Genomic DNA, 20,875 nt, shown 5'->3' with positions numbered 1-20,875 from the left:
GCTACCAGCCGATGGCCGCCGGCAGCCAGGTCGCCGTTCCGGGAACCAGGAACACGATGGCGATGCCGATCATCTGCAGCAGCACGAAGGGCACCACGCCGCGATAGATGTCGCCGGTGGTCACGCCGGGCGGGGCGACGCCTTTGAGGAAGAACAGCGCCCAGCCGAAGGGAGGTGTCAGGAAGCTGGTCTGAAGGTTCACGCAGATCAGCGTGCCGAGCCAGACCAGGTTCACGTCCTGGGCGATGAAATAGGGCAGGAACAGGGGCACCGCGATGTAGCTGATCTCGATCCATTCCAGGAAACAGCCCAGCACGAACAGCAGCAGCATCAGGAAGATCAGGCTGCCGGTCACGCCGCCGGGCGCCCATTCGAACATATGCTCGACCAGCTTCTCGCCGCCCAGCCCGCGGAAGGCGAGGCCGAACACCTGCGACAGGATCAGGATCAGGAACACCATGCCGGAGATCGACAGGCTGGCCCGCGCCGCGTCGCGCAGCAGGGCGTAGGAGAGCTTGCCGGAGACAGCGCAGACGAGGATCGCCCCCAGTGCCCCCATCGAGGCCGCCTCGGTCGGTGCGGCGACGCCGCCGATGATGGCCCCCAGCACCGCGACCACCAGCAACAGCGGCGGCAACACCACCTTGAACAGCTTGGCATAGAGCTGACGGCGTGGCAGGGCAGCACGCTCCTCGGCGGAGATTGCCGGGGCATGGCTGGGCCGAAAATAGGCGGTGGCCAGGATGTAGAGGACGTACAGCCCGGCCAGGATCAGGCCGGGAAACACCGCGGCGGCAAACATGGTGCCGACGGATTCACCCAGAATATCGGCCAGCAGCAGCAGGATCAGGCTGGGCGGGATGATCTGCCCCAGCGTGCCCGAGGCGCAGATCGTGCCGCAGGCCAGTCCCTTGTCGTAGCCGCGCCGCAGCAGCGCCGGCAGGGTCAGCAGGCCCAGCGTCACGATGGTGGCGCCAACGATGCCGGTGGAGGCGCCCATCAGAACGCCGACCAGCACGATGGCGATACCCATGCCGCCGCGCATCGAGCCGGACAGATGGCCGACCACATCCAGCAGCTCTTCCGCCAGCTTCGATTTCTCCAGCATCACCCCCATGAAGACGAACAGCGGGATGGCCAGCAGCGTGTAGTTCGAGACCACGCCGAAGATGCGCGCCGGCAGCAGGTTGAACAGCAGCGGCCCGAAGCCGATGTAGCCGAACACGAAGCCGGAGACGGCGAGGCCGACCGCGACCGGCACGCCCACCATCAGCATGGTGAAGAAGGAGACGACCGTCAGGATCGCCAGAATCTCGTTCGGGGACATGGAAAAGACCGGGTCAGCGGGAAGGGAAAAGCTTCAGGATGGCCCTCAGCGTCTCCGCCGTTGCCTGCACGAACAGCACGGCAAAGCCCAGCGGGATCAACGCCTTCAGCAGGAAGCGGTGCGGGATGCCGTCCGGGTTCGGCGAGCCTTCGCCCATGCCGTAGGATTGCAGGACGAAGGGGATGGACAGCTTCACCAGCAGGGCGGCGATCAGCGCCATGGCCAGGCCGGAGACGATGTCGATGGCAAGGCGTACGCGTTCGGGAAAGCGCTGGTAGAGGCCATCGACGCGCAGCGCCTCGCCATGCAGCAGGGCATAGGACATGCCGAACAGCGCGATCGGCGCGATCAGATGCCACTCCAGCTCCTGCAGCCAGATGGCGCCGGTATGCAGGAAATAGCGGACCAGCACATTGCCGGCCACCAGCAGCACCAGGGCGACACCGATCCAGGCGGCGAGGCGGCCGAACAGCTCGACCACAAGGTCGAGCCGCCCGGCCAGTTTCGCGATTGCGCTCACGCGTGTCAGCTGCCGAGAGCGGCGCTCTGGAACGCGCCCTCGCTCAGCTTCGCCCATTTATCGTGCTTCTTCTTGAAGCCCATGTAGCTGTCATGGACCTTCTTGGTCAGCGGGTCCTTCGCCGATTCGGTCGCCAGCGTGTCATAGGTGGCTTCCTTCAGTCGCGCGATGACCGCGTCGGGCAGCGGCTTGGCGGTCACGCCATCCTTCTCCACCAGCTCGGTCAGGGCCTCGCCGTTCACCGCCTCGCTCCAGGTCAGGCTTTCCAGCACGCAGGCCATGGAGGCGACCTTCACCATCTCCTTCAGGTCCGCCGGCAGCTTCTCCCAGGCAGCGGCGCCGATCACCAGCTCGCCGGTGGTGGCGGGCTCGTGCCAGCCGGTGGTGTGGTAGAACTTGGCCGCCTTCTGCAGGCCGAGGCGGCGGTCCTGGAACGGACCGACGAACTCCGCCGCGTCGATCACGCCGCGCTCCAGCGCCGGGAATATTTCGCCGCCGGGCAGCAGTCGGGCATCGACACCCAGCTGGCCATAGACCTTGCCGGCCAGGCCCGGAATGCGCATGCGCAGGCCCTTCAGGTCATCGACGCTGGTCACTTCCTTGCGGAACCAGCCGGTCATCTGCACGCCGGTATTGTTCATCGGGAAGGCAACGAGGTTGAACGGCTTGTAGACCTCCTGCCACAGCTCCAGCCCGCCGCCGTGATACAGCCAGGCCATGTGGCCCTGGAAGCTCATGCCGAAGGGAACGGTTGTGAAATACTGGGCGGCGAACACCTTGCCGGACCAGAAATAGGAATTGGCGGCATTCGCCTCCACCGTGCCGGCGGCGACGGCGTCGAAGCCCTCCAGCGCCGGGATCAGCTCGCCCGCCGCGAAATGCTGGATCTTCAGCCGGCCGCCGGACATCGTCTCCAGCTTCTTCGCCATGTCGGTCGGGCTGCCCGGGCCGACGACATAGAAGGGGGCGTTCGGCCCGTAGGCGTTGGTCATCTTCCAGGTGATGGTGGACTGCGCCCGCGCGACGGTCGGGGCGGCCAGCGCGGCAGTCGCGCCAACAGTGCCGGCAAGGCCGGCCTTCATGAAGGAACGGCGTTCCATGTGAAATACTCCTCTGTCCGCTTGTTCTGCTTGGGAGCCTCGTGCCGAGGCCTCGCCGCCGGAATTGCACGGTGCATGCCACTGGTAGGACCAGCGGCCAAAAGGACAGGGGATCAGGTGGTTATGGGAATTTCACTGCCGCGCGATGCGGTTTCACGGACGGCCCGGCGCGCTGAAAGCGTGGGCAGTCCGCTGCTGCGCTGCACAAATTAGCAGCTTGACCAGTAGGCTGGCGTTCCACATATCTGTGGAGTATCCTATGGCATGAATGCGAAGGAACTGAAGCGCTGGCTGAAAAAGCAGGGATGCACCTTCGCCAGTCACAAAGGCGGTTCCGGTCATCTGACGGTCCGTCTCGGTGACAGGAAGACTCAATTGCCGATGCACGGCTCCGCCAAGGAACTCGGAACGGGCCTTGTGAACAAGATTAAGCGCGATTTGGGACTGATCTGATGCTGACTTATCCCGTCGTTCTGACTAGGGACGATAATGGCACCTTGCTCGCCACCTGCCCGGACCTTCCGGAGGTCACAAGCTATGGCGAGACGGCGGAGGCGGCGGTACGCCAAGCCCGTAACGCCATCGAGGAGGCGATCGCCGCGCGCCTCGATGCGTGGGAACCTGTTCCGGAAGGCACGGATGGTGCCGTGCAGGCGACCCTCTCGACTCTGCTGACCCTCAAGGTGACGCTCTACCGGACCTTGTGGGAGCAGGGGAAAACGCGCGCCGATCTGATGCGGCTTCTCGGCTGGAAGCGTACGCAGGTGGACCGGCTGTTCGATCCCAACCATGCAACCCAGCTTGACCAGTTCGACGCGGCGTTCGCGGCGCTCGGCAAGGGGATCGACGTGGCACAGACCGATCTGACGAGTTTTCTCGCGCGCTAACGGCTAGAAAGCCATCCAGCCGCCATCGACCATCAGATTCTCACCGGTGATGAAGCTGGCATCGTCGGAGGCGAGGAAAAGTGCCGCCCCGGCCACATCGTCCGGCGTGCCGAGGCGCGGCATCGGCGTGCGCGATTCGGAATAAGCGAGGATGGCGGGATCGACGGCACGGCCGGTCTTGCCGGTCAGGATTTTTCCGGGTGCCACGGCGTTGCACAGGATGTGGTGCTTCGCATAATCCACGGCGATCTGGCGCGTCATATAGACGAGGCCGGATTTTGAGACGCCATAGGCGATGTCGTTCGGTGCGGCGACCATGCCGTGCTGCGAGGTGATGTTCACGATCCGCCCGCGCACGCCCTGAACGATATCTTGCGTCAGCATCTGCTGCACGGCGGCGCGCGCCATCAGGAACGGGCCGGTCAGGTTCACCGCGATGACGCGGTTCCAGTCCGCCAGCGGCGTCTCGGTCAGCGGTGTGTCGGTGCCGATGGCGGCGTTGTTCACCAATATGTCCAGCCGGCCGAAGCTGCTGACGGCGGCATCAATGGCGGCCTGCGCCTGCGCCTCGTCGGACACGTCGGTGGCGACGAAGCGCACCGGATGGCTTTCGGCTTCGATCAGCGCGCGGGTTGGCTCCCCGCCCTCGCGGACAGTCTCGGACAGGTCGGCGATCAGGATGGATGCGCCTTCGGCGGCGAAGCGCCTTGCGATGGCCCGGCCGATACCGGATGCCGCCCCGGTGATCAGCGCAACCTTGCCGTCGAGCCTGCCCATCCCGCTGTCTCCTACGCCTTGCGACCGGTCAGCTTGCCGCCAGTCAACTTGCCAATGGTGCCGGTGGTGCTGAATCCGGCCTCCAGCGTCGCCAGCACGACGCGCCCGCCATAGGATTGCACGATCTCGGCGCCGACCACGGTCTCCACCGTATAGTCCGCGCCCTTCACCAGCACGTCGGGGCGCAGCGTTTCGATCAGATGGATTGGTGTGTCCTCGGCGAAGATCACCACCAGATCGACGCTGGCCAGCGAGCCCAGCACGGCGGCGCGCGCGGCTTCCGACTGCACCGGCCTGTCCTCGCCCTTCAGCCGCTTCACCGAGGCGTCGCTGTTCAGCCCGACCACCAACCGGTCACAGACCTTGCGGGCCTGCGCCAGCAGCGAGACATGGCCCGGATGCAGCAGGTCGAAACAGCCATTGGTGAAGCCGATCTTCAGCCCGTGGGTACGCCAGCCGCGGATGGTCTCTGCGGCGGTGGACAGCGGCACGGTCTTGCGGTCCATCGACATCAGGCTGGTGGCGTGCTGCGCGTTCAGGATCTCGCCCGGTGTGGCGACGGCGGTACCGGCCTTGCCGACGACGATGCCGGCCGCCAGGTTCGCCAGTTCCGCCGCGCGCTCCACCGGGATGCCGGCAGCCAGCCCGGCGGCCAGCACCGCGACCACCGTGTCGCCCGCGCCCGATACGTCATAGACCTCCCGCGCGGCCGCCTTCAGATGCAGCGGCGGGGCGTCGGCGCGCACCAGCGTCATGCCGTCCTGGCTGCGCGTCACCAGCACCATGGCGACGTCGCAGCTCTCGATGATCTTCCTAGCGGCTTCCTCCACCTCCGCATCGGTGCCGACCGGCAGGCGGCTCGCCTCGGCCAGTTCCTTGCGGTTCGGCGTCAGGATGGTGGCGCCGGCATAGCGCCCGAAATCCGCCCCTTTGGGATCGACCACGATGGGCCGGCCCGCCGCCCGCGCCATCTCGATCAGCCTTGTGACGACGGCATCGGTCAGCACGCCCTTGCCATAGTCGGAGAGGATCAGTCCGCCGCTGGTCGCAAGGTCGGTCTCGGCGCGCGACAGCAAATCGGCGACGCTGGCCGGCGCGATCTGCGCCACCAGCTCGTCATCGGCGCGCAGCAGCTGCTGGCCGCCGGCGATGTAGCGGCGCTTCACCGTGGTGCGGCGGTTCTCCTCGAACAGCAGCTGCGCTTCGATGCTGGTTTCCTCGCCGACCAGCCCGATCAGCATTCGGCCGGCCTCGTCGCGGCCCAGCACGGTGAGGAAGCAGCTTTCCGTGCCCAGCGCCGACAGGTTGCGCGCCACATTCCCGGCCCCGCCCAGCATCGCCTGTTCGCACTGAATCTGCAGCACCGGGATCGGCGCTTCCGGCGAGATGCGGTCCACGCTGCCATAGATGAAGCGGTCCAGCATGGCGTCGCCGACGCACAGCAGCCGGGCGCCGGCGATGCGCTCCAGATCGGCGGTGAAGTCGGTGGTTTCCTCTGTCATGACGCCAGTCCCAGCTTCTTTTCGATGGCGCCGCACAGCATCTGGCCCAGCATGATGTGCATCTCCTGGATGCGCGCCGTGGTCGATGATGGGACAATCAGCAGCGGATCGGCCAGCCCGACCAGATCGCCGCCGTTTTTGCCGCTAAGGGCCGCCACCCGCGCGCCGATGGCCTTCGCCGCCTGCAGCCCCTTGGTCACATTGGGGCTGCGGCCGGAGGTGGAGATGCCGATCACCATATCCTCCTTGCGGCACAGCGCCTCGATCTGCCGGGCGAACAGCTGCTCGAACCCCAGATCATTGCCGATGGCGGTCAGCGCCGAGCTGTCGGTGGTCAGCGCCAGCGCCGGGATCGCCTTGCGGTCGGTGATGTAACGCACCGACAATTCGGTCGCCAGGTGCTGCGCGTCGGCGGCGCTGCCGCCATTGCCAAAGAAGATTATTTTGCCGCCGGCATTCAGCGCGGCGCAGCTGGCTTCGACCAGCGCCGCGAAGGGCTGGGCCAGCGCCTCGTGCGTCGCCGCCGTGACCGCCGCATGTTCCGCGAATTCCGCCGCGTAGAAGGAAGCCAGGTCCATAACCGCCCCGTTCGGGTTTGCAGATTCCGAATTCAGACTGTGGCGGTTTCCCTAGCACAATTTTCCCGGTACCAGCGATAGGTCTGTTCGATGCCGCTGCGCAGATCGATGGCAGGGCGCCAGCCCAGCCCGCTGATCCGCGTTATGTCCAGCCGCTTTTCCGGCGTGCCGTCGGGCCGGGAGGGGTCGAAGGTGATCGCGCCGCGATAGCCGGTGATTTCCGCGACGAGAAAGGCGAGGTCACGGATCAGTATGTCATCGCCGCTGCCGATATTGACCGGCATTTCGTCCGAGTAATCGCGCAGCAGCGTCAGGCAGGCGGTGCCCAGATCGTCGGCGTGCAGGAAGTCGCGGCGCGGGCTGCCGCTGCCCCAGACGATGACTTCGGGCGCGCCTGCTTCCTTCGCCTCGTGGAAGCGGCGCAGCAGGGAAGGCAGCACATGGCCGGCTTCCAGGTCGAAGCGGTCGTGCGGGCCATAGAGGTTGGTCGGCATCGCCACGATGGCGTCGAACCCGTGCTGCCGGCGATAGGCCTGGCAGAGCTTCAACCCGGCAATCTTGGCGATGGCATAGGCCTCGTTGGTCGGCTCCAGCGCGCCGGTCAGCAGTGCCTCCTCGCGGATCGGCTGCGGCGTGACGCGCGGATAGATGCAGGAGGAGGCGAGATAGAGCAGCTTCTCCGCGCCATGCCGCCAGGCGGACTCGATGACGTTGGCGGCGATGCGCAGATTGACTGACAGGAACTCGGCCGGGAAGGCGGCATTGGCGGCGATGCCGCCGACCTTCGCGGCAGCCAGGATCACATGGCTGGGCTTTTCGGCGTCGAAGAAGCGCTCCACCGCGCCCTCGTCAGTTAATTCCACTTCGGTGTGCGTGCGCAGGAGGAGGTTGCGATGGCCTTCCGCCTCCAGCCTGCGGCAGATCGCCGATCCGGCCAGCCCGGTATGGCCGGCGACATAGACCCGGCTGTCCGGCAGCAGCATCGCTCAGGCAGTCATCAGCCGCTGGGCCGGTTGTGCCGGCCGCAACCCGTAGCGCGCGAGGTCGGCTTCCACCATCTCCGCGACCAGCGCCTCGAAGCCGACGGTCGGCCGCCAGCCGAGCAGCCGCGCTGCCTTGCCGGCATCGCCGCAGAGATGATCCACCTCCAGCGGGCGGCGGCAGGCGGGATCGCTCACCACATGACGCCGCCAGTCCAGCCCGGCTAGGCCGAGGGCGATCTCCAGCAAATCCCCGATGGTATGCGACTGGCCGGTGGCGATGACATAATCCTCCGGCTCCTCCTGCTGCAGCATCAGCCACATGGCGCGGACATAGTCGGCAGCATGGCCCCAGTCGCGCCGCACCGACAGATCGCCCAGCGCCAGCCGGTTCTGCTGCCCGGCGGCGATACGGGCAGCGGCCAGCGTCACCTTGCGGGTGACGAAATTCTCGCCGCGGCGCGGGCTTTCATGGTTGAACAGGATGCCGTTGCAGGCGAACAGCCCATAGGCGTCGCGATAGACCGTCGTGGCATTGTGGGCGGCCAACTTGGCCACGCCATAGGGGCTGCGCGGGCGGAACACCGTGTCCTCATTCTGAGGCGGGGAAGAGTCGCCGAACATCTCCGACGAGCCGGCCTGATAGAAGCGCACTTGCCGCCCGCTGGCCCGGCAATGCACGTGCAGCGCCTCCAGCACCGTGGCCGTGCCGGTGGCGATCACCGCCATGGTGCGGGCTGGCTGGATGAAGGACAGGCCGACATGGCTCTGGCCGGCGAGATTGTAGAGTTCGTCCGGCTGCGTCTCGTCGATCAGGCCGCGCAGGAAGCCGGCATCCAGAATGTCGCCCTCATGCAGGAAGAAGCGGGGTTCCGGATCGTCTTCCCCCGGCAGCAGATGGGCGATTCGCCAGACCGCAGCGCTTTCGATGCGCCGTGCGAGGCCGTGCACCCTATAGCCTTTTTCCAGCAGGAATTCCGCGAGATAGGACCCGTCCTGACCGGCCACGCCGGTGATCAGGGCGGTCCTCATGGCTTAGGCGCGGTGCAGGAGATGATTCATAAGGGTAGTATGATTAACCGACATACTATCGTAAAGCGGAAATGAAGATGGTTGCGCGGCTGGCCCGCCTAATCCCGTTCCAGCGACTTCGGCTTTGGGCCGCCGGTCGCCCAGTCCAGCAGTTCGACGGTGTGGACGATCGGGGTTTCGGTGCCGCTGCCGATCTGCGTCATGCAGCCGAGATTGCCGGCGGCGATGATATCGGGCTGTGTCTTTTCGATATTCGCCAGCTTGAGGTCGCGCAGGCGGGTGGCGATCTCCGGCTGCAGCATGTTGTAGGTGCCCGCCGAGCCACAGCAGAGATGGCCTTCCGGCACGTCCGTCACGGTAAAGCCGGCCTTTGTCAGCAGCGTCTGCGGCAGGGTCTTGATCTTCTGCCCGTGCTGCATGGAGCAGGCGGAGTGATAGGTCACGCGCTGGCCGGTCGCGACCGAGGGGGGAGTCAGGCCCAGCTCATCCATCAGCTCCGTCACATCCCTGGTGAGCGCCGAGACCTTCGCCGCCTTGTCCGCCCAGTCCGGGTCGGTGCGGAACATGAAGCCGTAATCCTTCACCGTGGTGCCGCAGCCCGAGGCGTTGATCACGATGGCGTCCAGCCCCGCGCCCTCGATCTCGCGGGTCCAGGCGGCGATGGTGGATTTGGCGAGGGCATGGGCGCTGTCCTCCCGGCCCATATGGTGGGTCAGGGCGCCGCAGCAGCCGGCCCCCGCCGCCACCACGACCTCGCAGCCATGGCGGGTCAGCAGGCGGATGGTTGCCTCGTTGATGCCGGGCGACAGCACCGGCTGGGCACAGCCGGACAGCAACGCCACGCGCTTGCGGCGCGTCCCTTCGGCAGGAAAGACCTGCGGCCGGTCCACCGGCGACGGGCTGGGGATCGCCTTCGGCGCCAGCGCCAGCATCGCCCGAAGCCGTCCTGTCAGGACATGGCGCAACGGCCTTGCCAGCCAGGCGCCGATCAGCGCCAGGCGGAAGCGGTTGGGATAGGGCAGCAGGTTCGCCAGCAGCGCCCGCATCGCGCGGTCGAGGAAAGGCCGCCTGTAGGTCTTCTCGATATGGCTGCGCGCATGATCGACCAGATGCATGTAATGCACGCCGGACGGGCAGGTGGTCATGCAGGACAGGCAGGTCAGGCAGCGGTCGATATGCTTCGCCACCTGCGCCGTCGCCGGGCGGTCGCCCTCCAGCATATCCTTGATCAGGTAGATGCGCCCGCGCGGGCTGTCCAGCTCGTCGCCCAGCAGCACATAGGTCGGGCAGGTCGCGGTGCAGAAGCCGCAATGCACGCAGGAGCGCAGTATGTCGTTGGCGGCGGCGATGTTCGGGTCGGCGAGCTGCGCCAGGGAGAAATTGGTCTGCATCTGGCCTTACACTCCCGGATAGAGCCGGCCGGGGTTCAGCACCCCGCGCGGATCGAATGCAGCCTTCACCCGCCGGCTGATGGCGGCAAGGCCGGCTTCCTGCGGCTGGAACACATCGATGGCGGCGCGCACATCGCCCGCCGCGCGGATCAGCGTGGCATGGCCGCCGCCGGAAGCGGCCACGGCGGCGCGCACGGCATCGGCATGGGCGTCGGGCGCCGGCGGCACACCCAGCCACACTAGCCCGCCCTGCCAGTCGAGATAATGTACCGCCCCCGGCACGGCGGTATGGATCGCGGCGGCAACGCCGGCCCCTGCCATCGGCGCCACGGAAATCCGCCAGAGCTGCAGGCCGGGCCGGGCGGCGAAGGGGGCGACATCCGCCAGTTCTCGCCAAAGAGTTTTGGAATTATGCGTGTGCAGCTCCTCGGTCGGGCCGAGGCTTTCCAGCAGCGCGCGCAGCTCCCGGCAGCGATGCTCGACCGACGGGCCCGGCCCCTCGACGCGGATCGCGGTAACCGACGCGCCGGCTTCGCGCAGGTAGGAGACGGCGGAATCGCCCGCGACATCGGCGGGCAGGTGTGCTGCGCTGGCCACCTCGTGCGGGCTGGTCATGGCTAGCGCCATGGCGCGCGTGGCGGCGTCGCCATCGAGGCCCAGCACCAGCACGCTGTAGGTCTTCTCCGGCGCCGGCAGCACCTTGAAGGTCAGCTCCGAGGCTACAGTCAGCGTGCCGTGAGAGGAGCAGAACAGCTTCGGCAGGTCGTAGCCAGTGACGTTCTTCACCACCCGGCCGCCGGCCTTGTAGATCTCGCCGCGCCCGCTGACGCCGTGGAAGCCCAGCACATGGTCGCGCGCCGCGCCCGATTTCAGGCGGCGTGGCCCGGCGATGTTGCAGGCGAAGATGCCGGCGATGCTGCCGGCCTTCGCGGGCTGGCCCAGCAGCGGCCCCCAGTCGCCGGGCTCGAAGGCCAGCTGCTGGTTCTTCTCGGCCAGCGCCGCCTCGATCTCGGCGAGAGGCGTGCCGGCACGCGCGCTCATCACCAGTTCCTCCGGCTCATAGAGCGTGATGCCGGAAAGGGCGGAGGTGTCCAGCGTATGGCTGGCCTGCACCGGGCGGCCAAGGCCGCGCTTCGTGCCGCGTGCGACGATCTCCAGTGGCTGTTCCTCGGCGACCGCCCAGGCGACGGCGTCGCGCAGCTGCTCCAGCGTTTCGGGGCGCAATGTCTCGGTCATCGGCGGACTCAGAAGCGCGGAAGGTCGGGGAACGGCACCTGGCCGCGATGGATATGCATGCGGCCCAGCTCGGCGCAGCGATGGAGCTGCGGGAACACCTTGCCGGGGTTCAGCAGCCCGTCCGGATCGAAGGCACATTTCAGCCGCTGCTGCTGCGCCAGATCCACCTCGCTGAACATGGCGGGCATCAGGTCGCGCTTTTCCACGCCGACGCCATGCTCGCCGGTCAGCACGCCGCCGACCTCGACACAGAGGCGCAGGATGTCGCTGCCGAATTCCTCCGCCTTTTCCAGCTCGCCCGGCTTGTTGGCGTCGTACAGGATCAGCGGGTGCAGATTGCCGTCGCCGGCATGGAACACATTGGCGACGCGCAGCCCGTACTGGTTCGACAGCTCGGTCATGCGCGCCAGCACCTCGGGCAGGCGGCCGCGCGGGATGGTGCCGTCCATGCAGTAATAATCCGGCGAGATACGCCCCACGGCGGGGAAGGCGGCCTTGCGTCCGGCCCAGAAATTCAGCCGTTCGGCCTCGCTCTCGCTGACCCGGTTATAGACCGCGCCATTGGCGGCGGCGATCTCCGCCACCCGTGCGATCAGGTGATCGACCTCGACCTCCGGCCCGTCCAGTTCGACGATCAGCAGCGCCTCGACATCGCGCGGATATCCCGCATGCACGAAATCCTCCGCTGCATGGATCGCCGGCCGGTCCATCATCTCCATGCCGCCGGGGATGATGCCCGCCGCGATGATGGCGCCGACGCAGTTGCCGGCACTCTCGCTGGTCGGGAAGCCCAGCAGCACGGCGCGCGCGGTGGCCGGCTTCTGCAGGATGCGCACGGCCACTTCCGTCACCACGCCGAGCAGTCCTTCGGAGCCGATGACCGCGCCCAGCAGGTCATAGCCTTCCGCATCCAGGTGCCGGCCGCCGATGCGCACCACCGTGCCGTCGATCAGCACCATCTTCACACCCAGCACATTGTTGGTGGTCAGGCCGTATTTCAGGCAGTGCACGCCGCCGGAGTTCTCCGCCACATTGCCGCCGATGGTGCAGGCGATCTGGCTCGACGGATCGGGGGCGTAGTAGAAGCCCTTCTCCTGCACGGCGGTGGTGATGCCCAGGTTGGTGACGCCCGGCTGCACCACGGCGCAGCGATTATCGTAATCGATGTCGAGCACGCGGTTGAACTTGCCCATGCCCAGCAGTACGCCATCGGCCAGCGGCAGCGCCCCCCCGGACAGCGAGGTGCCGGCCCCGCGCGGCACCACCTTCACCTTGTTCTCGTGGCAGTAGCGCAGCACGGCAGAGACCTGTTCCGTGGTCTCCGGCAGCACGACGATCATCGGCAGGGTGCGGTAGGCGGTCAGACCGTCGCTCTCGTAGGCCTTCATCTCCTCGGGTGCGTCGATCACGCCTTCGCCCCCCATCTTCCCACCGGGCACGATAGAACGCAGCGCGGCGACGATCTCGCCCCGGCGGGCCAGGGTTGCCTTGTCCGGCTCCGGCATCTGCATTTCTGTCCTCCCTCAACCCATATTGGTAATACCAGTTGGGCCTTTATTTGTCATCCTGCATACAGCCAGGCGCAGCCGGGGGCAATGGGGAGGTGGGAAGAATAATGGCTTACCGTGCCGCCTCATTTCTCCGTCGCCATTCCCGGGCTTGTCCCGGGAATCCAGGCTTTAGCCTGCTCGGCGGATATCCAGCGAGCCGAGGCCTGGACCCCCGCAACAAGTGCGGGGGTGACGGTTGGAGAGGGCGAGTATTTTCTTACCCTCTCACGCAAGGGAAGAGGGAGCAGTCCAAAACCCACGCAAACGAAAACCGCCGGGCCTTGCGGCGCCGGCGGTTTTACGAATAGCGGTAGAAACCGCGACTCAGCCCCTGGGACTTAACCCTGGCGGGCCTTGAAGCGGGGATTCTTTTTGTTGATCACATACAGGCGACCACGACGACGCACGATGCGGCAGTTCTTGTCGCGCTGCTTGATCGACTTCAGCGAATTGACGATCTTCATCGCCGCAATCCTCGTATGTCGAATGGAAAGAGGCCGGGAACATACGGACCGCACCCCCTTCTGTCAACGGCGGATCGGTGCGAAAGGCGCGGAAAAGACTCTTATTGCGCCGGGGATGACCGTACCGGGTGCTTTACCCCGGTCGCGTGGCAATGTCATTATAGCGTGTGGTTCTGACATTTCTGACGCCCTCGACGCCGGAAACCGCCCTCTGGGGCGAGCGGCTCTACCTGCGCCCGCCGCGTCGGCGCGACTGGCGGCAATGGGCGGAATTGCGCGCGCTCAGCCGCGATTTCCTGACCCCCTGGGAGCCGACCTGGGCCGGCGATGCGCTGAGCCGGGCCTCCTATCGCCGCCGCCTGCAGCGCTATGCCGAGGAGTGGGAGCGCGACGAGGGCTACGCCTTCTTCCTGTTCCGCAAGGATGACGACCAGCTGCTGGGCGGTATCACGCTGGGCAATGTGCGGCGCGGCGTGGCGCAGTGCGGCAGCTACGGCTACTGGATGGGCGTGCCCTTCGCCGGCCAGGGCTATATGACGGAGGCGGTGCGGCTTGGCCTGCGCTTCGCCTTCGGCACGCTGGGGCTGCACCGGGTGGAGGCGGCCTGCCTGGTACATAATGAGTCCAGCCGGCGGGTGCTGGAAAAGGCCGGGTTCAGCCGCGAAGGGCTGGCGCGTGGTTATCTGAAGATCGACGGCGCCTGGCAGGACCATCTGCTGTTCGCTATCCTGCGCGAAGACCTGCGGGACCGGCTTTAAGTCCAGCCTTTACGCCCAGCCTCTACGCCCTGCCGGCCTCGCCCGACAACATGCTGGGTTCGACGCCGATCTTCGCCATGGCGCGCTCCCATTTATGGTCGAGATCACCTTCATCGAACACCAGCGCGGCATCGGCATCGACGCTGAGCCAGCCATTTTCCTGGATTTCGGTATCGAGCTGCCCCGGCCCCCAGCCGGCATAGCCCAGCGCCAGCAGCGAGCGGCTGGGGCCGCCGCCATTGGCGATGGCGCGCAAGATGTCGATAGTCGCGGTCAGCCCGAAGCCATTATCGACCAGCATGGTCTCTTCCTGCTGGTATTCCGCGCTGTGCAGCACGAAACCCCGGCTGGTCTCCACCGGCCCGCCGAAATGGATCTTCTTCTCCGGCTCGGCCATTGGGGCAGAGAGGTTCAGCTGCGCCATCAGGTCGGTAAAGGTCAGCGTGCCGATCAGCCGGTTCACCACCAGCCCCATGGCACCCTCTTCATTATGGGCGCACAGATAGATGACCGACCGGGCGAAGCGCGGGTCGCGCATCGTCGGCATGGCGATCAGCAGCTTGCCCGTCAGGTAGCCATCATCGCCGTGCGGGTCGTCCCCCGGATTGTTCCTGTCGTCGAAGCTCATCGGCATCTCATCGCAGGCGTCAGAATATCGTCACTATATTTGGGGGCGGCGGTCAGGTAAATCACGTCCTGGCTATGGCCTGCCACGTCTGGATTTAGCCGGGCGTTGCGTTATAGTCTGCCACGAAAGCCGGCGAGGTTCCGCATTTCCGCCGCGCAACGCTGAAAATCCAGAGAAGGGATGACGTCCGATGACGATCAAGGTTGGCGACAAGATTCCGTCCGTGACGCTGCAGGTGAAGACCGCCGACGGCATCAACGAGGTGTCCACCGACGATTTCTTCAAGGGCAAGAAGGTCGTGCTGTTCGCCCTGCCGGGCGCCTTCACCCCGACCTGCTCGGCCAAGCATGTGCCGGGCTTCGTCGAGAAGGCCGCCGATCTGAAGGGCAAGGGTGTGGATACCATCGCCTGCCTGTCGGTGAACGATGCCTTCGTCATGGACGCCTGGGCCAAGGACCAGAAGAGCGACGGCAAGGTCGTCATGCTGGCCGACGGCAGCGCTGCCTTCACCAAGGCGGTCGGGCTGGAGCTGGACCTGACCGCGCGTGGCATGGGCGTGCGCTCGCAGCGCTACGCCATGATCGTGGATGACGGCAAGGTCACCCGACTTGAGGTCGAGGAGCCGGGCGCCTTCCAGGTCTCCAGCGCCGAGAGCATCCTGGCGAAGCTGTAAGCTTCTGCGCAGGGAATATCGGGAAAGGCGCCGCTTGCGGCGCCTTTTTCGTGGATGCGGGTTTGCTTTAGCGCTCGCTTGTGGAGGGCCGGATTTGGCCGTATAGTCCCGTCCCATTGTGCATTGCAGCAATGGGGAGTCCGATGTCGCTTGAGGAAAGGCGCGGCGCCTATATCGACGAGCTGGCGGTCGGCCAGACCGCGAGTTTCAGCAAGACGGTGACCGAGGCCGATATTGTGCTGTTCGCTGGTATCTCCGGCGATACCAACCCGGTGCATCTGGACGAGCAATATGCTGGCCAGACCGTGTTTCGCGGCCGTATCGCCCATGGCCTGCTGTCGGCGAGTCTGATATCCACCGTGCTGGGCACGAAGCTGCCGGGGCCGGGCTGCATCTACCTCAACCAGACGCTGGCCTTCAAGGCGCCGGTGCGCATCGGCGATACGGTGACCGCCCGCGTGACGGTGAAGGACATCTTCCCCGACAAGAACCGGGTGGTTCTGGAAACCATCTGCCATGTCGGTAACAAGGCGGTGCTGGATGGCGAGGCGACGGTGATGGTCCCCGCCCGTGCCGAGGCCGCGGATTAGGTTTCTCCCTTCCTGTCTTGCCGGGCATGACAAGCGCCCTTTGGTGCGGCAAATCGGCTGGAAATCGCCCATCCGCATAAGAGTCTGTTGATCTTGCCGGCCAGATTGGCCAGCTTACAGGCCGCTTTCGTGCAACATAACGGGCAGGGCCATGCGCATCTGGCGCGATCTCGCGGCGATTCCGGCGGCCGAACGCGGCGCCGCCATCGCCATCGGCAATATGGACGGGGTGCATCTGGGGCACCGTGCGCTGATTGACCGTGCACGCGCCATCGCCGCCGAACGCGGCTGCCCGTCCGCCGCGCTGACCTTCGAGCCGCATCCCCGCCTGCTGTTCCAGCCGGACGCCGCCCCCTTCCTGCTGTACGGGCCGGAGGAAAAGCTGGCGCTGCTGGCTGCCACCGGGCTGGACGCCACCTATGTGCAGAGCTTCGACCGGGCGCTGTCGCTGCTGCCGGCGGCGGAGTTCGTCGCGGAAATCCTGGTGCGCAAGTTCGGCGTCTCCCATGTGGTGGTGGGCGAGGATTTCCATTTCGGCCACAAGCGCGGCGGTGATGTGGCGCTGCTGCGCGAGCTGGGCGGGCGCCATGGCTTCGGCGTGACAACGCTGGCGCCGGTGCCGGCCCCGGATGGCGGGGTCTGTTCGTCCAGCCGTATCCGCGCGCTGCTGGCCGAGGGCAAGCCGGCCGAGGCGGCGGCGCTGCTGGACCGCTACTGGACGCTGCAGGGCGTGGTGGAGCGCGGCGACCAGATCGGCCGCACCATCGGCTATCCGACGGCGAATTTCCGGCTTGGCAAGGTGCTACACCCGGCGCGCGGCATCTATGCGGTGGAGGCGCAGATCGATGGTCATGGCCCCTGGCATGCCGGGGCGGCCAATTTCGGCATCCGCCCGACGGTGGCCGATCGCGGCGACCTGATGGAGGTGCATCTGCTGGACTTCACCGGCGACCTCTATGGCCGGCGGATCAGCGTCCGGCTGGTCGATTATGTGCGGCCGGAGAAGAAGTTTGACGGGCTGGACGCTTTGCAGGCACAAATCGCCCTCGACTGCCGCGTGGTGCGGGAAATGCTTGCTGCCGCACGGCCGCGCGGTTCTGCCGCCGGCGCAAGCTGAGGCACCACACGGGCCGGCGCGTCACGATTTTCGGGGATATCCCCTCTCGATTGCCAAGAGTTCGTTCGATGAGCGTTGATTACAAAGCGACCGTCTTTCTGCCGAAGACCGATTTCCCGATGCGCGCGGGCCTGCCGCAGATGGAGCCACGCCTGATCGAGCGCTGGCAGAAGATCGGCCTGTACCGGAAGATGCGGGAAGTTGCCAAGGGCCGGCCGCTGTTCGTGCTGCATGACGGCCCGCCTTATGCCAACGGCCATCTGCATATCGGCCACGCGCTGAACAAGACGCTGAAGGATGTGGTCACCCGCTCGCAGCAGATGCTGGGCAAGGATTCCAACTACGTCCCCGGCTGGGACTGCCACGGCCTGCCCATCGAATGGAAGGTGGAGGAGGAATACCGCGCCGCCGGCCGCAACAAGGACGAGGTGCCGATCAACGATTTCCGCGCCGAATGCCGGCGCTATGCGGAAAAATGGGTCGCCATCCAGTCCGAGGAGTTCCGCCGGCTGGGCGTCGAGGGCGACTGGGACCGCCCCTACCTCACCATGGCCTATGAGGCCGAGGCGATCATCGCCGCCGAGCTGCAGAAATTCGCGCGCACCGGCCAGCTCTATCGCGGCTCCAAGCCGGTCATGTGGTCGGTCGTCGAGAAGACCGCGCTGGCCGAGGCTGAGATCGAGTATCACGACTACCAGTCGGATACGATCTTCGTGCGTTTCCCCGTCGTGAAGGCGGGCGACCCGGCGCTGGACGGCGCCAGCGTGGTGATCTGGACCACCACCCCCTGGACCATGCCGGGCAACCGGGCGATCTGCTATTCGGATCGCATCTCCTACGGCCTCTATGAGGTGACGGACGCGCCGGAGGGCAACTGGGCGGCGAAGGGGCAGAAGCTGATCCTGGCCGATGCGCTGGCCGAGGGCGTGCTGAAGGCGGCCAAGGTCGATGGCTATGAGCGGCTGACCGGCGTACCGGGCGAGGCGCTTGCCGGCGGTATCTGCGCCCATCCGCTGCGCGGTCAGGGCTACGAGTTCGACGTGCCGCTGCTGGCGGGCGACCATGTGACCGACGATGCCGGTACCGGCTTCGTGCACACCGCCCCCGGCCATGGCGCGGACGACTTCGAGGCCTGGATGGATAATGCGCGCGAGCTTTCCGCGCGCGGCATCGACACCACCATCCCCTTCACGGTGGATGATGACGGCTTCTTCACGAAGGAAGCGCCCGGCTTCGAGGGCCGCCGAATCATCACCGACACGGGCGAGAAGGGCGATGCCAACCAGGCTGTGATCGATGCGCTGGCGGCGGCGGGCATGATGGTCGCGCGGGGGCGGCTGAAGCATCAGTATCCGCACAGCTGGCGCTCCAAGAAGCCGATCATCTTCCGCAACACGCCGCAATGGTTCATCCATATGGACCGCGACATCGACGGCAAGGGCGACAGCCTGCGCGCGCGGTCGCTGAAGGCCATCGACGAGACCGCCTTCTATCCGGCGGGCGGGCAGAACCGGCTGCGCTCGATGATCCAGAACAAGCCGGACTGGGTGGTCTCGCGCCAGCGCGCCTGGGGCGTGCCGATCGCCGTGTTCCGCCACAAGGAGACCGGCGAGCTGGCCCCCGGCCCGGATTTCGCCGGCAGTGACGATCTTGCGCAGCGCATCCGCGATGCCTTCATGGCGGAAGGCGCGGATGCCTGGTTCGCCGAGGGTGCCAAGGAGCGCTTCCTCACCGGGCTGGTGAACGATCTGGAGCCGTGGGAGCAGGTCCGCGACATTCTCGACGTCTGGTTCGATTCCGGCTCGACCCATGCCTTCGTGCTGGAGCAGCGGCCCGACCTGAAATGGCCGGCGGATGTCTATCTGGAAGGGACCGACCAGCATCGCGGCTGGTTCCATTCCTCGCTCATCGAAAGCTGCGGCACGCGCGGGCGCGCGCCCTACGATGCGGTCATCACCCACGGCTTCACCATGGCCGAGGACGGCCGCAAGATGTCGAAGTCGCTGGGCAACCAGGTGTTCCCGCAGGATGTGATCGACCAGTCCGGCGCCGATATCCTGCGCCTGTGGGTGGTCAGCACCGACTATGCCGAGGATCAGCGCATCGGCCCGGAAATCCTGAAGACCACCACCGATGCCTACCGCAAGATGCGCAACACGGTGCGCTGGATGCTGGGCACGCTGGACGGCTATGACGGCACCGCCATGCCGCTGGCCGAGATGCCGGAGCTGGAGCGCCTGATGCTGCACCGACTGGCGGAGCTGGACCGGCTGGTGCGCGACAGCTACCGCGTCTATGACTTCAAGCGCATCGTCGCGGCGATGATCCAGTTCATGACGGTCGATCTGTCGGCCTTCTATTTCGACGTGCGCAAGGACGCGGTCTATTGCGACGCGCCGGACAGCCCGCGCCGCAAGGCGGCCCTCTATGTCGTGGACCGGCTGTTCCACAGCGTCGTCACCTGGCTGGCGCCCATGATGCCCTTCACCATGGAGGAGGCCTGGCTTGCCCGGCACCCGTCCGAGGACTGGTCGGTGCATCTGGAGCTGTTCCCCGAGGTCCCGGTGGACTGGCTGGACGCGGCGCTGGCCGAGAAGTGGGAGATCGTGCGCGATGTGCGCCGTGTCGTCACCGGCGCGCTGGAACTGGAGCGCGCGCAGAAGCGCATCGGCTCCTCCCTGCAGGCGCACCCCACCGTGCATGTCTCGGGCGAGGCGGTGAAGGCCTATGAGGGGCTGGACGCGGCGGAGATCTTCATCACCTCCGGCGCCACCCTGACCACGGACGCGGCACCGGCGGACGCCTTCCGCCTGCCGGATGTCGCCGGCGTGGCCGTGGTGCCGGGACTGGCCGGCGGCGAGAAGTGCGAGCGCTGCTGGCGGCAGCTGCCCGAGGTTGGCCATGTGCCGGGCCATGAGGCGGTGTGCCAGCGCTGCGCCGATGCGGTTGAGACCATCCAGGGGGCCGCCGCGTGACGCGAGCCGGCGGTTCTCTTGCGCGGCTGGGATTGATCATCGCCCTGCTGATATTCGTCGCCGACCTGGCGACGAAGGAATGGATGCTGTCGCTGATCTTCGACCCGCCGCGGCGGATCGTGCTGACCGGCTTCTTCAACCTGACGCCGGTGTGGAACCGGGGGGTCAGCTTCGGCCTGTTCGCCGGTCATCAGGAGTGGGTGCCCTGGATACTGTCGGCGGTGGCGGTGGTGATTGCCGCCGGGCTGTTCGTCTGGCTGCGCCGGGCCCGGCATCCGCTGCTGGCGGTGGCGCTGGGGGCGGTGATCGGCGGCGCGCTGGGCAATGTGATCGACCGGCTGCGGTTTGGCGCTGTCGTGGATTTTCTCGATTTTCACATTTCGGGTTATCATTGGCCGGCTTTCAATATCGCCGATGCGGCGATCAGCCTTGGGGTCGTCATGATCCTGTATCATGAGCTGTTCCTGGCATCGGGCCAGGCTTCGGGAGAGAAGGAATGAAGACGGTGCGCATTACGGATCGGTCAGGCAGCCGGGGCTGGCTTGCCTCGGCGCGCGCGGCGGGCGTTCTTCTTGTCGCCGCCGGGTTGCTCGCCGGCTGCAGCGAGGCCAGGCAGGCGATGGGTCTCGGCAAGCGCGCGCCGGACGAGTTCACCGTGGTGAAGCGTGCGCCGCTCAGCCTGCCGCCGCAATATACGCTGCGCCCGCCGGAGCCGGGCGCGCCGCGCCCGCAGGAACCGTCGCCGACCGAGCAGGCGCGCCAGCAGGTGCTGGGCGGCGGCACTGCCGGC

General features: G+C 66.5%; 22 protein-coding genes. 9 read left to right on the top strand and 13 right to left on the bottom strand.

Translation table 11 applies throughout. The features are described 5' to 3' along the window. Nucleotide 1: 1 nt before the first annotated feature. Genes P24_RS16625 through P24_RS16615 form a run of 3 tightly spaced genes read right to left on the bottom strand, consistent with a single transcriptional unit; the run spans nucleotide 2 to nucleotide 2,947 of the window. Complete coding sequence (locus P24_RS16625; RefSeq protein ID WP_008945909.1) at nucleotides 2-1,327, bottom strand: TRAP transporter large permease; 1,326 nt, start codon at nucleotides 1,325-1,327, stop codon at nucleotides 2-4. 13 nt (nucleotides 1,328-1,340) lie between these two features. Further along, nucleotides 1,341-1,847, bottom strand: a complete 507-nt coding sequence (locus tag P24_RS16620) for a TRAP transporter small permease subunit (protein ID WP_008945908.1) — start codon at nucleotides 1,845-1,847, stop codon at nucleotides 1,341-1,343. 5 nt (nucleotides 1,848-1,852) lie between these two features. Further along, nucleotides 1,853-2,947, bottom strand: coding sequence for a TRAP transporter substrate-binding protein (locus P24_RS16615; RefSeq protein WP_008945907.1), 1,095 nt, complete (start codon nucleotides 2,945-2,947; stop codon nucleotides 1,853-1,855). A gap of 264 nt (nucleotides 2,948-3,211) precedes the next feature. Here P24_RS16615 and P24_RS16610 point away from each other — a divergent pair, with 264 nt between their 5' ends. Both P24_RS16610 and P24_RS16605 read left to right on the top strand, forming a co-directional pair. Further along, complete coding sequence (locus P24_RS16610) at nucleotides 3,212-3,400, top strand: type II toxin-antitoxin system HicA family toxin (protein WP_008945906.1); 189 nt, start codon at nucleotides 3,212-3,214, stop codon at nucleotides 3,398-3,400. Continuing rightward, nucleotides 3,400-3,834, top strand: coding sequence for a type II toxin-antitoxin system HicB family antitoxin (locus tag P24_RS16605; protein WP_008945905.1), 435 nt, complete (start codon nucleotides 3,400-3,402; stop codon nucleotides 3,832-3,834). The genes P24_RS16610 and P24_RS16605 overlap by 1 nt, the downstream gene beginning before the upstream one ends. 3 nt (nucleotides 3,835-3,837) lie before the next feature. Here the strand turns inward: P24_RS16605 and P24_RS16600 are convergent, their stop codons facing one another. The 9 genes from P24_RS16600 to ykgO all read right to left on the bottom strand — a co-directional run bounded on the left by P24_RS16600 (nucleotide 3,838) and on the right by ykgO (nucleotide 13,344). Further along, complete coding sequence (locus P24_RS16600) at nucleotides 3,838-4,611, bottom strand: SDR family NAD(P)-dependent oxidoreductase (RefSeq protein WP_008945904.1); 774 nt, start codon at nucleotides 4,609-4,611, stop codon at nucleotides 3,838-3,840. Nucleotides 4,612-4,622: 11 nt separating this feature from the next. Then, nucleotides 4,623-6,113 (bottom strand): D-glycero-beta-D-manno-heptose-7-phosphate kinase, encoded by a 1,491-nt coding sequence (gene rfaE1 / locus P24_RS16595; protein ID WP_008945903.1) that lies wholly within the window; start codon nucleotides 6,111-6,113, stop codon nucleotides 4,623-4,625. Further along, nucleotides 6,110-6,691 (bottom strand): D-sedoheptulose 7-phosphate isomerase, encoded by a 582-nt coding sequence (locus P24_RS16590; protein WP_008945902.1) that lies wholly within the window; start codon nucleotides 6,689-6,691, stop codon nucleotides 6,110-6,112. Before P24_RS16590 ends, rfaE1 begins: the two co-directional genes overlap by 4 nt. 32 nt (nucleotides 6,692-6,723) lie before the next feature. Beyond that, complete coding sequence (locus P24_RS16585) at nucleotides 6,724-7,674, bottom strand: GDP-L-fucose synthase family protein (RefSeq protein ID WP_008945901.1); 951 nt, start codon at nucleotides 7,672-7,674, stop codon at nucleotides 6,724-6,726. A gap of 3 nt (nucleotides 7,675-7,677) precedes the next feature. Continuing rightward, entirely contained in the window at nucleotides 7,678-8,703 is a 1,026-nt protein-coding gene (locus tag P24_RS16580) for a GDP-mannose 4,6-dehydratase (RefSeq protein ID WP_008945900.1), read from the bottom strand. 98 nt (nucleotides 8,704-8,801) lie between these two features. Continuing rightward, on the bottom strand, nucleotides 8,802-10,094 hold the full coding sequence (gene glcF / locus P24_RS16575) for a glycolate oxidase subunit GlcF (RefSeq protein WP_008945899.1): 1,293 nt from the start codon (nucleotides 10,092-10,094) through the stop codon (nucleotides 8,802-8,804). A 6-nt stretch (nucleotides 10,095-10,100) separates the two neighbouring features. After that, nucleotides 10,101-11,330 (bottom strand): FAD-binding protein, encoded by a 1,230-nt coding sequence (locus P24_RS16570; RefSeq protein WP_008945898.1) that lies wholly within the window; start codon nucleotides 11,328-11,330, stop codon nucleotides 10,101-10,103. Nucleotides 11,331-11,338: 8 nt separating this feature from the next. Then, nucleotides 11,339-12,841, bottom strand: a complete 1,503-nt coding sequence (locus tag P24_RS16565; protein ID WP_008945897.1) for an FAD-linked oxidase C-terminal domain-containing protein — start codon at nucleotides 12,839-12,841, stop codon at nucleotides 11,339-11,341. Between the two features lie 377 nt (nucleotides 12,842-13,218). Further along, nucleotides 13,219-13,344: a type B 50S ribosomal protein L36 gene (gene ykgO / locus P24_RS16560; RefSeq protein WP_008945896.1), complete on the bottom strand. Its 126-nt coding sequence runs from the start codon at nucleotides 13,342-13,344 to the stop codon at nucleotides 13,219-13,221. A gap of 167 nt (nucleotides 13,345-13,511) precedes the next feature. Between ykgO and P24_RS16555 the strand changes: the two genes are divergently transcribed. Continuing rightward, nucleotides 13,512-14,102 (top strand): GNAT family N-acetyltransferase, encoded by a 591-nt coding sequence (locus P24_RS16555; RefSeq protein ID WP_008945895.1) that lies wholly within the window; start codon nucleotides 13,512-13,514, stop codon nucleotides 14,100-14,102. 22 nt (nucleotides 14,103-14,124) lie between these two features. On the opposite strand, the gene P24_RS16550 is transcribed toward P24_RS16555, so the two are convergent. Beyond that, nucleotides 14,125-14,730 carry a YqgE/AlgH family protein gene (locus tag P24_RS16550; RefSeq protein WP_008945894.1) on the bottom strand — a complete coding sequence of 202 codons (606 nt, stop codon included), beginning with the start codon at nucleotides 14,728-14,730 and terminating at the stop codon, nucleotides 14,125-14,127. Nucleotides 14,731-14,920: 190 nt separating this feature from the next. Between P24_RS16550 and P24_RS16545 the strand changes: the two genes are divergently transcribed. The 6 genes from P24_RS16545 to P24_RS16520 all read left to right on the top strand — a co-directional run. Further along, nucleotides 14,921-15,403 carry a peroxiredoxin gene (locus P24_RS16545; RefSeq protein WP_008945893.1) on the top strand — a complete coding sequence of 161 codons (483 nt, stop codon included), beginning with the start codon at nucleotides 14,921-14,923 and terminating at the stop codon, nucleotides 15,401-15,403. Nucleotides 15,404-15,546: 143 nt separating this feature from the next. Further along, nucleotides 15,547-15,993 (top strand): MaoC family dehydratase, encoded by a 447-nt coding sequence (locus P24_RS16540; protein WP_008945892.1) that lies wholly within the window; start codon nucleotides 15,547-15,549, stop codon nucleotides 15,991-15,993. Between the two features lie 151 nt (nucleotides 15,994-16,144). Further along, the gene (locus P24_RS16535) at nucleotides 16,145-17,110 is read left to right on the top strand and encodes a bifunctional riboflavin kinase/FAD synthetase (protein ID WP_008945891.1); all 966 of its coding nucleotides are present in this window, start codon (nucleotides 16,145-16,147) and stop codon (nucleotides 17,108-17,110) included. Between the two features lie 68 nt (nucleotides 17,111-17,178). Then, nucleotides 17,179-20,085 carry an isoleucine--tRNA ligase gene (gene ileS / locus P24_RS16530; RefSeq protein WP_008945890.1) on the top strand — a complete coding sequence of 969 codons (2,907 nt, stop codon included), beginning with the start codon at nucleotides 17,179-17,181 and terminating at the stop codon, nucleotides 20,083-20,085. Continuing rightward, complete coding sequence (lspA, locus tag P24_RS16525) at nucleotides 20,082-20,585, top strand: signal peptidase II (RefSeq protein WP_051013169.1); 504 nt, start codon at nucleotides 20,082-20,084, stop codon at nucleotides 20,583-20,585. Before ileS ends, lspA begins: the two co-directional genes overlap by 4 nt. After that, the coding region (locus P24_RS16520; protein ID WP_008945888.1) for a DUF3035 domain-containing protein at nucleotides 20,582-20,875 on the top strand (294 nt) is incomplete at its 3' end. The genes lspA and P24_RS16520, both read left to right, overlap by 4 nt.

The sequence above is a fragment of the Oceanibaculum indicum P24 genome (assembly GCF_000299935.1).
GTDB lineage: Bacteria > Pseudomonadota > Alphaproteobacteria > Oceanibaculales > Oceanibaculaceae > Oceanibaculum > Oceanibaculum indicum.
The sequence above is the reverse complement of the archived record's forward strand: the minus strand, read 5'-3'. Positions and strand labels throughout refer to the sequence as shown.

Bases quoted from the DNA above. Each gene is read 5' to 3' on its own strand.
- P24_RS16625 (WP_008945909.1), bottom strand. From the start codon at position 1,327: ATGTCCCCGAACGAGATTCTGGCGATCCTGACGGTCGTCTCCTTCTTC.
- P24_RS16615 (WP_008945907.1), bottom strand. From the start codon at position 2,947: ATGGAACGCCGTTCCTTCATGAAGGCCGGCCTTGCCGGCACTGTTGGC.
- P24_RS16610 (WP_008945906.1), top strand. From the start codon at position 3,212: ATGAATGCGAAGGAACTGAAGCGCTGGCTGAAAAAGCAGGGATGCACC.
- P24_RS16605 (WP_008945905.1), top strand. From the start codon at position 3,400: ATGCTGACTTATCCCGTCGTTCTGACTAGGGACGATAATGGCACCTTG.
- P24_RS16600 (WP_008945904.1), bottom strand. From the start codon at position 4,611: ATGGGCAGGCTCGACGGCAAGGTTGCGCTGATCACCGGGGCGGCATCC.
- rfaE1 (WP_008945903.1), bottom strand. From the start codon at position 6,113: ATGACAGAGGAAACCACCGACTTCACCGCCGATCTGGAGCGCATCGCC.
- P24_RS16590 (WP_008945902.1), bottom strand. From the start codon at position 6,691: ATGGACCTGGCTTCCTTCTACGCGGCGGAATTCGCGGAACATGCGGCG.
- P24_RS16585 (WP_008945901.1), bottom strand. From the start codon at position 7,674: ATGCTGCTGCCGGACAGCCGGGTCTATGTCGCCGGCCATACCGGGCTG.
- P24_RS16580 (WP_008945900.1), bottom strand. From the start codon at position 8,703: ATGAGGACCGCCCTGATCACCGGCGTGGCCGGTCAGGACGGGTCCTAT.
- glcF (WP_008945899.1), bottom strand. From the start codon at position 10,094: ATGCAGACCAATTTCTCCCTGGCGCAGCTCGCCGACCCGAACATCGCC.
- P24_RS16570 (WP_008945898.1), bottom strand. From the start codon at position 11,330: ATGACCGAGACATTGCGCCCCGAAACGCTGGAGCAGCTGCGCGACGCC.
- P24_RS16565 (WP_008945897.1), bottom strand. From the start codon at position 12,841: ATGCAGATGCCGGAGCCGGACAAGGCAACCCTGGCCCGCCGGGGCGAG.
- ykgO (WP_008945896.1), bottom strand. From the start codon at position 13,344: ATGAAGATCGTCAATTCGCTGAAGTCGATCAAGCAGCGCGACAAGAAC.
- P24_RS16550 (WP_008945894.1), bottom strand. From the start codon at position 14,730: ATGAGCTTCGACGACAGGAACAATCCGGGGGACGACCCGCACGGCGAT.
- P24_RS16545 (WP_008945893.1), top strand. From the start codon at position 14,921: ATGACGATCAAGGTTGGCGACAAGATTCCGTCCGTGACGCTGCAGGTG.
- P24_RS16540 (WP_008945892.1), top strand. From the start codon at position 15,547: ATGTCGCTTGAGGAAAGGCGCGGCGCCTATATCGACGAGCTGGCGGTC.
- P24_RS16535 (WP_008945891.1), top strand. From the start codon at position 16,145: ATGCGCATCTGGCGCGATCTCGCGGCGATTCCGGCGGCCGAACGCGGC.
- ileS (WP_008945890.1), top strand. From the start codon at position 17,179: ATGAGCGTTGATTACAAAGCGACCGTCTTTCTGCCGAAGACCGATTTC.